The sequence below is a fragment of the Pseudomonas sp. VD-NE ins genome (assembly GCF_031882575.1).
Taxonomy (GTDB): Bacteria; Pseudomonadota; Gammaproteobacteria; order Pseudomonadales; family Pseudomonadaceae; genus Aquipseudomonas; species Aquipseudomonas fluorescens_BZ.
The window spans coordinates 370,831-383,069 of sequence record NZ_CP134772.1; the positions used below are offsets into that span (position 1 = coordinate 370,831).

The 12,239-nt window shown below is 61.0% G+C and carries 7 protein-coding genes and 1 pseudogene; 6 read left to right on the forward strand and 2 right to left on the reverse strand.

Annotation, left to right across the window (positions count from 1 at the left end):
• The 5 genes from RMV17_RS01605 (at window position 1) to RMV17_RS01625 (ending at window position 9,607) form a co-directional block, all read left to right on the forward strand.
• Entirely contained in the window at window positions 1-2,451 is a 2,451-nt protein-coding gene (locus RMV17_RS01605) for a glycogen/starch/alpha-glucan phosphorylase (protein ID WP_034153001.1), read from the forward strand.
• Between the two features lie 254 nt (window positions 2,452-2,705).
• Window positions 2,706-6,290 carry a DUF2339 domain-containing protein gene (locus tag RMV17_RS01610; protein ID WP_311885068.1) on the forward strand — a complete coding sequence of 1,195 codons (3,585 nt, stop codon included), beginning with the start codon at window positions 2,706-2,708 and terminating at the stop codon, window positions 6,288-6,290.
• Window positions 6,287-7,651: a DUF3999 domain-containing protein gene (locus RMV17_RS01615; RefSeq protein ID WP_311885070.1), complete on the forward strand. Its 1,365-nt coding sequence runs from the start codon at window positions 6,287-6,289 to the stop codon at window positions 7,649-7,651. Before RMV17_RS01610 ends, RMV17_RS01615 begins: the two co-directional genes overlap by 4 nt.
• 339 nt (window positions 7,652-7,990) lie before the next feature.
• Window positions 7,991-9,001, forward strand: coding sequence for a class 1 fructose-bisphosphatase (locus RMV17_RS01620; protein ID WP_007909265.1), 1,011 nt, complete (start codon window positions 7,991-7,993; stop codon window positions 8,999-9,001).
• Between the two features lie 3 nt (window positions 9,002-9,004).
• Entirely contained in the window at window positions 9,005-9,607 is a 603-nt protein-coding gene (locus RMV17_RS01625) for a DUF924 family protein (RefSeq protein WP_311885073.1), read from the forward strand.
• Window positions 9,608-9,789: 182 nt separating this feature from the next.
• Here the strand turns inward: RMV17_RS01625 and RMV17_RS30040 are convergent, their stop codons facing one another.
• A complete protein-coding gene (locus RMV17_RS30040) occupies window positions 9,790-10,554 on the reverse strand; it encodes a methyl-accepting chemotaxis protein (protein WP_371850962.1) in 765 nt (254 codons plus the stop codon).
• A gap of 93 nt (window positions 10,555-10,647) precedes the next feature.
• Window positions 10,648-11,682: pseudogene (locus tag RMV17_RS30045) on the reverse strand (cache domain-containing protein); the annotation flags it as partial.
• A 281-nt stretch (window positions 11,683-11,963) separates the two neighbouring features.
• Here RMV17_RS30045 and RMV17_RS01635 point away from each other — a divergent pair.
• Window positions 11,964-12,218 (forward strand): lipoprotein, encoded by a 255-nt coding sequence (locus tag RMV17_RS01635; RefSeq protein ID WP_034152995.1) that lies wholly within the window; start codon window positions 11,964-11,966, stop codon window positions 12,216-12,218.
• Window positions 12,219-12,239: the final 21 nt, after the last annotated feature.

A 12,239-nucleotide genomic window follows, 5' to 3' on the forward strand; every position in this document is an offset into this window, starting at 1 on the left:
ATGACTCAAGAACCACTAGTTCGCGAAGCAGAGGTGGCCGCATTCCGCGACGCCGTCCTGACCAAACTCACCTATGCGGTGGGCAAAGACCCCGATCACGCGTTCGACCATGACTGGTTCGAAGCCATCGCCCTCGCGGCGCGTGATCACATGGTCGAGCACTGGATGGACCACACCCGGCAGATCTACCGCAAAGGCCAGAAGCGGGTGTATTACCTCTCGCTGGAATTTCTTATCGGCCGTTTGCTCTACGACAGCTTGAGCAATCTTGGCTTGCTCGACGTCGCCCGTGAAGCGTTGACCGAACTCGGTGTCGATCTGGAGCGCATTCGTTTGCTGGAGCCCGATGCTGCGCTTGGCAACGGCGGCCTTGGTCGTCTGGCGGCGTGCTTCATGGAAAGCATGTCGACCCTCGGTATCGCCGGCCATGGTTATGGCATTCGGTATGAGCACGGCTTGTTCCGCCAGGCCATCGTCGACGGCTGGCAGCAGGAGCAGACCGAGCACTGGCTGGATTTCGGCAACCCGTGGGAGTTCGAGCGGCCAGAGGTCGTCTACTCCATCGGCTTCGGCGGCAGCGTCGAAACCGTCACCGATGTCAGTGGTAAATCCAAACAGGTCTGGTCGCCGGCAGAAACCGTCCGCGCGATCGCTTATGACACGCCGGTGGTTGGCTGGCGCGGGGCGAGCGTCAATACACTGCGCCTCTGGCGTGCCCGCGCCATGGAAGATTTGCACCTGGAGCGCTTCAACGCCGGTGACCACTTGGGCGCCGTCGCCGAAGTGGCCCGGGCCGAAAGTATCTCCCGCGTGCTCTACCCGGCGGACAGCACTGAAGCAGGGCAAGAGCTGCGCCTGCGCCAGGAATACTTTTTCGTCGCGGCCTCGCTGCAGGATTTGCTGCGTCGTCACCGCAACATGCACACCTCGGTGCTGACCCTTGGTGATCACGCGGCGATCCAGCTCAATGATACGCACCCTTCGATTGCCGTCGCCGAGCTGATGCGGCAACTGGTCGACGTCTACGACGTCGCGTGGGATGCGGCGTGGCAAGTGACCGTCGACACGCTGTCGTACACCAACCACACGCTGCTGCCGGAAGCGCTGGAAACCTGGCCCGTGGGTTTGATGGAGCGCATGCTGCCGCGACACATGCAGATCATTTACCTGATCAACGCTCAGCACATCGATTCGCTGCGCGCCAAGGGCATCCACGATTTCGACGTGCTCCGTGCGGTGTCGCTGATCGAAGAAGACAACGGTCGTCGCGTGCGCATGGGCAACCTCGCATTCCTCGGTTCGCACAGTGTCAACGGCGTGTCTGGCTTACACACGCAACTGATGCGAAAAACCGTGTTCGCCGAACTGCACAAGCTGTACCCGGAGCGGATCAACAACAAAACCAACGGCATTACCTTCCGCCGCTGGCTATATCAGGCCAACTCCGAACTGACCTCGATGCTGGTCGATGCGCTAGGGCCGGATTTGCTGGATAACCCCGAAGAGCGACTGCTCGATCTCGAGCCTTTCGCCGAGAAAACCGCGTTCCGCAAAGCCTTCGCCGAACAACGCCTGCACAGCAAAAAAGCCCTGGCCTATCTGATTCATGAACGTTTGGGTATCGCGGTCAATCCGGCGGCGATGTTCGATGTGCAGGTCAAACGCATCCACGAATACAAACGCCAGTTGCTCAACCTGATGCACACCGTGGCGCTGTATCAGGCGATTCGCGCCGAGCCGGAAGTCGACTGGGTGCCACGGGTGAAAATCTTCGCCGGCAAAGCGGCGGCGAGTTATCACCAGGCCAAGCTGATCATCAAGCTGACCAACGATATCGCCCGTGTGGTGAACAACGACCCGACCGTGCGCGGCCTGCTCAAAGTAGTGTTTCTGCCCAACTACAACGTCAGTCTGGCGGAGAGCATCATTCCGGCGGCGGACTTGTCCGAGCAGATTTCCACTGCCGGGTTCGAGGCGTCGGGCACCAGTAACATGAAGTTCGGCCTCAACGGCGCGCTGACCATCGGCACGCTGGACGGTGCCAACGTCGAGATGTGCGAGCGCATCGGTGCGGAGCACATGTTCATCTTCGGCCTCAGCGCCCAGCAGGTCGAGGCGCGCAAGCAGAACCACGAGTTCAGCGCGTTGCCGGACATTGCCGCGTCGCATCGTTTGAACGATGTGCTGCAAGCGATCCGCAGTGGGGTGTTCTCGCCGGATGACACCTCGCGCTATACCGGGCTGATCGATTCGCTGGTGGATTACGACCGCTTCCTGGTCTGCGCCGACTTCGATTCCTACTGGGAAGCGCAAAAACGCGTTGAAGCGCATTGGCACGATTCCAACAACTGGTGGCGTTCGGCGGTGCTCAACACGGCGCGGATGGGCTGGTTCTCTTCGGACCGGACGATTCGCGAGTACGCCACGGATATCTGGAAAGCGTTGGAGTAACTTTCCACAACAAATGTGCGCAAGGCCCAACGTTTGTTGGGCCACATCGATATACTGAGCGCCGGTTACCGGCTGCTCCAGTCACCACCGATCCAATGTGGGAGCGAGCCTGCTCGCGAAGCGGTTGTCATGTTAAACAGAAATGTTGGCTGACAAACCGCTTTCGCGAGCAGGCTCGCTCCCACAGGGTTTGTGCCTAGACTGAAGCAATCGCCGGACTCGCCCCGTCTTGGGGCTGCTTAGGGATATCGACCATGCAATGGATGTTCATGTTGATCGGGCTGGTGCTCGGCTGGCTGCTTGACGAGTCGTTCAGCGCGGCTTTGTTGGGCGCGCTGCTGGGGCTGGCGATCGGGCAAACGATCCGCATCGCTCGGCTTGGCTCGCTGGCGACGGCGCAACAGCAGCAACTTGAGCAGGCGAAAGTCGCTTTGCAGGGTGTCGAGCAACGTCTGTTTTTGCTGGAGGGCGCGCGCCTTCATGCTGCCCCTCCACCGAGTGCGGCGCCGGTTACCGAGCCCGTCGCAGAACCCGTCAAAGTCGCCGAAGAAGCCCCGGCCCCCGAACTGGTCTGGGAACTGCCGCCCGAACTCGAACCGATTGCCGCCGTCGCCAGTGAAACCAGTCAACCGCTGCCCGCTGATGTCTGGCGCCTTGACGCCGTCACGCCTGAACCGCAACAACCTGCCGAACCCCGTGGCCCGAACCTCATCGAGCGCGGCATCAGCGCCGCGCGCAACTGGTTGTTCGGCGGTAACACCGTACTGCGCGTCGGTGTTGTGTTGCTGTTCTTCGGTCTGGCGTTCCTGCTGCGCTACGCCACCGAAGGCATGGTCGTGCCGATCGAGGTGCGCTACGCCGGTGTTGCGGCAGCTGCGTTGGGCTTGCTCGCGCTGGGCTGGTGGCTGCGGCGGCGCAACAGCAGTTACGCGTTGATGCTGCAAGGCACCGGGATTGCGGTGCTGTACCTGACGGTGTTTGCGGCGATGCGCCTGCATCCGTTGCTCGATCCGTCTGCCGCGCTGGGATTGCTGGTCGCGGTGACAGTCTTTTCGGCGATTCTGGCAATCACCCAAGACTCGCTGGCGCTCGCCGCTGTGGCCGCACTGGGCGGATTCGCTGCACCGATCCTGACCTCGACCGGTGCCGGTAACCATGTCGCGCTGTTCAGTTATTTTGCACTGCTCAACGCCGGCATTCTCGCCATCGCCTGGTTCAAGGCCTGGCGCCTGCTCAACCTGATCGGTTTTGTCGGCACCTTCGGTATCGGCTTCGCCTGGGGCCTGCGTTCGTATGCGCCGGAGCTGTTGTGGAGCACCGAGCCGTTCCTGATTCTGTTCTTCCTGATGTACCTCGCTATCGGCCTGCTGTTTGCGCGGCGCAAGTTGCGCGACATGCCTGATGCGCCGGCAAATGACGACCGCGAAGCGTTGTTGCAGTGGTCAGCACGCAAGGGCGATTACGTTGACGGCACCATGCTCTTCGGCCCGCCGATTATTGGCTTCGGTTTGCAGTTTGCGCTGGTGCAGCATCTGGAATTTGCCGCCGCGTTCAGTGCGCTCGCACTGGGCATGATCTACATGGCACTGGCCAGGGTATTGATGGGCGGCCGTGCGGTGCTGCTGGGCGAAACCTGTCTGGCGCTCGGGGTGATTTTTGCCAGTCTGGCGATTCCGTTGGGTCTCGATGCGCGCTGGACGTCGGCGGCATGGGCGGTGGAAGGTGCGGGGATTTTCTGGCTCGGTCTACGTCAGCATCGACCGTTCGCCCGGGCCTTTGCCTTGCTGCTGCAATTGGGTTCGGCGTTGGCATTTCTCAGTCAGTTGCGCTTTGGCGAGAGCAGTTTGCTCGACGGTGCGCCGTTGGGCGCTTTGATGCTCGGCCTCGCGTTGCTGTTCAGTTTCTACCAATTGCGCAAGGCTTCGCCGGAACAAGCCGCGCCCTGGGAACGTCAAGGTTTGCCGGTGCTGGCGTGTCTGGGTTTGACATTCCTCTATCTACTGGCGCCGCTGTTCTTCTTCGTTCAGGCCACGGCGATCAGTTGGGCGTTGGCCGGTTTGGTGACGTTGTTTGTCGGTCTGCGGATTCAATCGCGTACGTTCCTGTTCAGCGCGTTTGCCGTGCAGTTGCTCGGCGGCGCGCTGTTCTTGTTGCGCCTGCAAGGCGCGGGCGAAGATTCGGCGGCGGTGTTCAGTGCGGGGTGGAGCGGTTTGCTCAGCGCTTCGTTGATCGGTCTGGCGCTGATCGCCGGCATGCTGTTGGCGGCACGCGATGAGATGGTGCGCGGTGATGTGCGTCTGCTGCGCGGGCTGTCGGTAGTGTTGCTGGCCGGGTTGGTGTTGATCAATCTCGCGGTGTTGTTTGTCCTGCCGTGGCAAACGGCGAGCGCGGTGTGGGCGGCGAGTGGTTTGCTGATCATCTGGCTGAGTCTGTACCTCAAGCAACGCGTGAGTTTTGTCTTCGGCCTGCTATTGCAGGTGATTGGCGGCGCGGCGTTCTTGCTGGCCGGGCCGGAGCTGCTCGGGCCGCTGTCCAGCGAAGGCCTGAAGCCGTTGGCCCACGGTGGATTCTGGACGCCGCTGGTGCTGGGGCTGGCGGCGATGATCGGTGCCTGGCGCCTGCAACTGGGCAATCACGCTTCGGCATTCGACGCGTTGAGTTTGCAGCGTTTGTCCGAAGTCTTGCTGGTGTGGGGCGCCGGTTGGTGGGCGCTGGCGTGGGTCAGTGAAGTGCTGCGTTTTGCCGTGCCGAGTCTGCAAGGCTCGTTGTTGCTGTTGGTTGCAGCCGTAAGCGTGGCGTTGTGGACTGTGTTCTCGCTACGTTTGAAATGGCCGGCGCTGGGCTTGCTCTGCACCTTGCTGATTCCGGCGGCGGGTCTGGTGTTGCTTGCTGCCTGGCATTCGCGTTATCACCCGGCAGCCGATTTCGGTTGGCTGGCGTGGGCAGCCGTGTTCGCCGTGCATTTCTTCAGCCTGCGACGTTTGGCACCGATGCTGCCGGCGCGCGCCTTGAGCACGGCGCATGTGCTCGGCTGCTGGCTGCTGATCGGTGTGCTGGCGCTGGAGTTGCGCTACGGTCTGCTGCTGTTGTCCGAGCAATACAACGCCTGGCGCTGGCTGGGCTGGGCGATTCTGCCGAGCGTTTATCTGTTGCTGGCGGCGGCACCGCGCACTTGGCCATGGCCGGTCGCCGCGTTTGCCCGCGAATACCGTTTGTATGCCGCCGCGCCGTTGGCGGTGTTGATGCTGGCGTGGTTCTGGCTGGCGAATGGTGTCAGCGATGGCAATGCTGAACCGTTGCCCTACGTGCCGCTGCTCAACCCGCTGGAGCTGGGCCTGCTGTTCGCTTTGTTCGGCGTCTATGTCTGGTCGCGCAGTGCGATTTCGCAGTTGTCGATCCGTCAGGACTACGCCGATTACGGCACGCAATTGATCGCCGGAGTTTCGCTGTTCGCCTTCTGCACAGCGATGGTTACCCGCGCCGCGCACCATTGGGCCGGGATCCCGTTCGAGCTGGATACGCTGCTCGCCTCGATGCTGGTGCAGGCCGGTTTGTCGATCGTCTGGACGCTGATGGCGCTCGGGCTGATGATCGGCGGCCACCTGCGCCATCGCCGCGAGGTCTGGCTGATCGGCGCGGCGCTGATTGCGCTGGTGGTGGCCAAACTGATTTTTGTCGAACTGAGCAACCGTGGTGGCCTCGCCCGGATCGTCTCGTTTATTGGCGTCGGCGTGTTGCTGCTGGTCGTTGGCTATTTCGCGCCGCTGCCGCCAAAACGCCTAGACGTTGAACCAGCGGCGGACAAACCGGCCCCGAACACCGAAGGAGTTTCATCTTGAGTCGCATGGGAAATCTGTGTTGGTTGGCGTTGGGCGTGGTGATGGTGGCCGGTGCCCAGGAAAAACCGGCGGACTTCGCCACGCAGGTGCCGTTGGCAGTCAGTGGCAACGGCCCGTGGTATCGCCTCGAATTGCCGCTGAGCGTGCAATTGCAGGCGCGCCAGACCGATCTCAGTGATCTGCGGGTGTTCAACGCTGCCGGCGAACCGCAGGCTTACGCTTTGGCACGCGAGTCGGCGCAGACCCGCGACGACGGCCAGTTGCACGAGGTTAAGTGGTTCCCGCTGTACAACGCCGCCGACGCCAGCGAACGCGCGCCGAACGTGCGCGTGCAATCGACCACCAACGGCACGCTGGTCGAAGTACAACCGTCCAGCCAGTTGGAGGCGGGTGAAGAAGTGCTGCGAGGCTGGCTGCTCGATGCCAGCGCGATCAAGGCGCCGTTGCAGCAGTTGATCCTCGACTGGACCAGCGAACGCGACGGCTTCCAGCGCTTCAGCATCGAAGCCAGCGATGACCTGCAACACTGGCAAGCGTGGGGCGAGGGGCAGGTGGCACGGCTGACCTTTTCCGATGAACGCATCGAGCAGCACGAAGTGCCACTGCCGGGGCAGTCGGCGCGTTATGTGCGGTTGTTATGGGAGTCGCCGAATTCGGCGCCGATCCTGACCGCGGCACAATTGAAAAGCAGTGATCCGCGCAATGTGCCGCTGCCGTTGGTCTGGTCACAGGCATTGGCCGGCAGCAGCACCAAGGCCGGTGAATACACCTGGCAGCTGCCGATGGGGTTGAACGTCGAGCGGGTCCAGGTCGAGTTGAAGCAGCCGAACAGTCTGGCGCCGGTGACATTGGCGGGACGCCGCGAAAGCAGCTTGCCATGGCAGGCCCTGAGCAGCGGTTTGCTGTATCGCCTGACCCAGAATGGTCAGGACGTGGTGCAGAACGAATTGCAGCTCTACGGGCAGACCGTGCAGCAGTTGAAGCTGACGGTGGATGAGCGCGGCGGTGGTCTGGGCGAGCAGGCGCCAAGCGTGAAGTACGCGGTGCGGGCGACACAGGTGATTTTCCTTGCGCGCGGGGAGGGGCCTTACAGTCTGGCGCTGGGTAATCCGACTGTAAAAACGGCGAACTTGCCTCTGGCGACGCTGATCCCGGATTTCAAACCGGAGAAGCTGGCGGCGTTGGGTAAGGCTGTGGTTCAGGGGGAGGCGGTGAGCACGCAGACTTCGCCGGCTACCACGGCGGCAGTGGCTGAGACCAATTGGAAGAAAATCGGCTTGTGGGCGGTGTTGTTGCTCAGTGTGGTTTTTCTCGGTGCGATGGCGTTCAGCTTGTTGCGCAAGCCGCCGACCAACACCTGAGAATGGCTGGCGCTGCTCGCCATTCGCTGGCAAGCCAGCTCCCACAGGTTATTTGGTGTACACAAAATAGATGAACGACCGAAGTCCTTGTGGGAGCTGGCTTGCCAGCGATGACGGCCGATCAATCAACAAAAATCCTCAACCTGCCGCTATCACTCAACCACCATCCGTCCCGAACCGGACTACGCTAAACCCGCTACCTGAACTCTCCCCCGACAATCACGTCTCATACAGGCAATTACACCCCAACGCACGTTACCGGGCGTCTTCGCTCGCTACGTTTTCAGACTCCCTGTAAACTGCGCGGGTTTTTAGCCCCCCATTCCACCGGAGCCGTCCATGTCCCGCGTTACCCTGAGTCGCTATTTGATTGAGCAGACCCGCAGCAATAACACTCCTGCTGATCTGCGTTTCCTGATCGAAGTGGTGGCGCGTGCTTGCAAAGAAATCAGCCACGCCGTGTCCAAAGGCGCCCTGGGTGGTGTTCTGGGCAGCATGGGCACTGAAAACGTTCAAGGCGAAGTGCAGAAGAAGCTCGACGTGATCTCCAACGAGATCCTGCTCGAAGCCAACGAGTGGGGCGGTCACCTGGCCGGCATGGCGTCCGAAGAAATGGACAACGCCTACCAGATCCCGGGCAAATACCCGAAAGGCGCGTACCTGCTGGTATTTGACCCACTGGACGGCTCGTCGAACATCGACATCAACGCCCCGGTCGGCACTATCTTCTCGGTACTGCGTTGCCCGAACGAATACCTGAGCCAGAACGAGCCGCTGAACGAGAAAGCGTTCCTGCAGCCAGGCACTCAGCAAGTTGCCGCCGGTTACGCAATCTACGGCCCGCAGACCATGCTGGTACTGACCCTGGGCGACGGCGTCAAAGGCTTCACCCTCGACCGTGAAATGGGCAGCTTCGTGCTGACCCACGAAGACATCACCATTCCTGAATCGACCCAGGAATTCGCCATCAACATGTCCAACCAGCGTCACTGGGAAGCCCCGGTACAACGCTATGTGGGCGAGCTGCTGGCCGGTGAAGAAGGTCCGCTGAAAAAGAACTACAACATGCGTTGGGTCGCCGCGATGGTTGCCGACGTACACCGCATTCTGACCCGTGGCGGTCTGTTCATGTACCCGCGCGACAGCCGTGAGCCATCCAAGCCAGGCAAACTGCGTCTGATGTACGAAGCCAACCCGATGTCGTTCCTCGTGGAACAAGCGGGCGGCGCGTCCACCGACGGTCACCAGCGCATTCTCGACATCCAGCCGGAAGGCCTGCACCAGCGCGTAGCAGTGTTCCTCGGCTCGAAAGAAGAAGTCGCCCGCGCTACGGCCTACCACAAGGAGTAAATCATGACCGCGCCCTGGCAGCCGTTGCTCGATTGGTGGTTCGGACAAGCCGAATCCCCCGACGAGATTGCGGCTGACAAGGGCAAGTTGTGGTTCGGCAAGCGAGACAGCCAAGACCTCGAAGCGCGTGAGCGTTTCGGGGTCTTTGTCGATCAGGCCCTCGCTGGCGGATTGATCGAGTGGACGCAACGTCCCGAAGGTTGGCTGGCGGTAGTGCTACTGCTCGATCAACTGCCGCGAATGATCTTTCGCGACACCCCCAAAGCGTTCTCCGGTGATCTGCGCGCGCAGAAACTCGTCGCCCAAGGCATTGCGGCGGATTTTGATCGGCAGTTGAAACCGATCCAGCGTGTATTCATTTATCTGGTGTTTGAGCACTGCGAGAATCTTGCGGTGCAGAACGAAGCGGTTTCCAGATTTATTGAGTTGGTGGCTGAACAGCCGGAAGGGGAGCGGTCGGTGTTTGCCGACAATCTGGATTATGCCGAGCGGCATCAAAAGGTGATTGCACGGTTTGGCCGGTTTCCGCATCGCAATGCGGTGTTGGGGCGGGAGTCTACGGCTGAGGAGTTGGTGTTTCTTTCCGAGCCTGGCTCTAGATTTTAAGAGCTTACCCTCACCCTAGCCCTCTCCCTGAGGGAGAGGGGACTGACCGAGGTGATTGGGCGAGGTACGCCGACCTGAAATATCGAGTCGAACTCAGTTCTGGAACACCCCCCGATCGGCTCCCTTTCCCCCTCGCCCCCTTGGGGGAGAGGGCTGGGGTGAGGGGGTAAAGCCCTTGATCTTTAAATGCGAAAGCTACCGACCAACTGTTTGAGACGCGCCGCCTGCTGCTCCAGATCCGAGCACGCCCGCAACGTCGCCTGCAAGTTCTCCACACCTTCCTGGTTCAGCGTGTTGATCTCGTTGATATCCACGTTGATCGATTCAACCACAGCGGTCTGCTCTTCAGTCGCGGTGGCCACCGACTGGTTCATCCCGTCGATCTCGCCGATACGCTGGGTCACGCTGCCCAGGCGTTCGCCTGCCTGATTGGCGATGCCGACGCTGCTTTCGCTCTCGCGCTGGCTCTCGGTCATGATGCTGACTGCCTGACGTGCGCCGACCTGCAGCTCTTCGATCATCTTCTGCACTTGCTGCGCCGAATCCTGAGTGCGGTGCGCCAAGTTGCGCACTTCGTCCGCGACCACCGCGAAACCACGACCGGCTTCACCGGCACGCGCAGCTTCAATCGCGGCGTTGAGTGCGAGCAGGTTGGTCTGCTGGGAAATGCTGGTGATCACTTCGAGAATCTGGCCGATGTTCACCGTGTTGCTGTTCAGGGTTTCGATGTTGCCGCACGAATCGCTGATCTTCGCCGACAACTGCTGCATGGCCTGGATGGTTTTATCGACAACCTGCTGACCGTCGACCGCGAGGCTGCGCGCATCACTGGAGTGCTGCGAGGCGAGCGCAGCGTTCTGGGCAATTTCCTGGGCGGCGGCGCCGAGTTGGTTGATCGCCGCGGCCACGCTGTTGGTGCGGGTGGCTTGCTGGTCGGAGTTGTACATCGACGAGTTCGACGCTGCGACCACGCGCAGGGCGACTTCGTTGACTTGGCCGGTGGCCGAGGACACTTCGCGGATCGAGGTGTGGATGCGCTCGACGAAACGGTTGAACGAGGTGCCCAGCGCGCCGAATTCGTCGTTGCCGTGAATCACCAGACGTTTGGTCAGGTCGCCTTCACCTTCGGCAATGTCATGCATCGCGCGGCCCATGGTCAGCAGCGGTTGCATCAGCACACGGATCAGCATGCCGAGCAGGGCGATGATGATCACCACGGCAATAACCATGGCGATCAGCGCCGATGTGCGGAATTCGCTGAGCATCGAGAACGCGGTGTCCTTATCCAGCACCAGCGCCACGTACCAGTCGGCCGACGGCACGCCGTTGATGTGGGTGAAGGAGATCAGTTGGGTCTTGCCGGCGAACTCGACTTCTTTCAGGCCCGGGCTGACCTTAGGTGCGCCGTTCGGATAGGCCTCGGCGAGGGTCTTGAGTACCAGTTTGCTGTCCGGGTGAATCAGGATCTTGCCCTCGGTGCTGACGATGAACGCGTGGCCGTGGCCGCCGAAATTCAGCGAGTTGATGATCGCGCTGACGCTGGTCAGGTCGATGTCGGCACCGGCAACGCCGAGCATCTGGCCCTGACGTTGTACCGGGGTGGCGACGGTGATCACCAGTTTGCCCGAGGAGGCGGCAATGTACGGTTCGGTGACGATAGTCTGCTGCGCGCTGTTTGCCGCTTTGTACCAGCCACGGGCGCGTGGATCGTAATCCGGTGCGCGGTTGCCGGCCGGTACGGAGAACATCACGCCGTCAGCGCCACCGAAGTAACTGAGCTGGAAATTGCCGGTGTAGGCGGGCAGGTCGATGATGCGTTTCAAGCTGGCCGGGGCGTTGCCGTCGACGGCCACTTGCTGGGACATCGATTGCAGCAACTGAATGCGGCTTTCCAGCCACGTCTGGATGTTGCTGGTGGTCAGGCTGCCCAGCTCCTGCATCGACGCTTCGGTGCTCGTGCTCAGGGCTTCGCGCTGTCGATAGTCGTTGAAGAAAATGAAACAGGCGAACGCAACGGCCACCACGAGGGCGGCAGCCAGCAAGATCTTGTGGCTGAATTTCATGTTTCTGGTCATCGAATGAACTACCGCGAAGGGGCTGGTCAAGAAAGGGCGGCAATTTGCCACACTCGGGGGCTTTGCGCTGCTCTTATTTCGACCGCGGCGCGCCAAAGATTAGGCGTCTTTTGTGAAAGGCGACGAAATGCTCAATAGCCCTACAAAGTGTCTGATTTACCGGCAAATGCCAGACGGGCGGGCTAATAAATAGCCATTCCACCACGGAACCAGATGAGGGTTTTCTCTTCTAAGCTTCTGGTTGGCACCATGCCATCCCCCCTCGTTCCAGGAGTTACACCATGTCGCTGCGATCTCTCGCCCTGCTGTCGTTTTGCGTGCTGTTGGCCGCATGCAGCAAGGTCAATCAGGAAAACTATTCGAAGCTCTCGGCCGGTATGGCCAAGGCTGAAGTCGAGACTCTGCTCGGCAAGCCCACCGATTGCTCGGGCGCGCTCGGCATGTCCAGTTGCACCTGGGGCGACAAGAACAGCTTTATCAGCGTGCAGTACGCCGGTGACAAAGTGCTGATGTTTTCCGGCCAAGGCCTGAAGTAAACCGGGGCTTCGCGCCCACGG

Coding starts and splice junctions, on each gene's coding strand:
- RMV17_RS30040 (WP_371850962.1), bottom strand. CDS start 10,554: ATGTACAACTCCGACCAGCAAGCCACCCGCACCAACAGCGTGGCCGCG.
- RMV17_RS01625 (WP_311885073.1), top strand. CDS start 9,005: ATGACCGCGCCCTGGCAGCCGTTGCTCGATTGGTGGTTCGGACAAGCC.
- RMV17_RS01610 (WP_311885068.1), top strand. CDS start 2,706: ATGCAATGGATGTTCATGTTGATCGGGCTGGTGCTCGGCTGGCTGCTT.
- RMV17_RS01635 (WP_034152995.1), top strand. CDS start 11,964: ATGTCGCTGCGATCTCTCGCCCTGCTGTCGTTTTGCGTGCTGTTGGCC.
- RMV17_RS01605 (WP_034153001.1), top strand. CDS start 1: ATGACTCAAGAACCACTAGTTCGCGAAGCAGAGGTGGCCGCATTCCGC.
- RMV17_RS01620 (WP_007909265.1), top strand. CDS start 7,991: ATGTCCCGCGTTACCCTGAGTCGCTATTTGATTGAGCAGACCCGCAGC.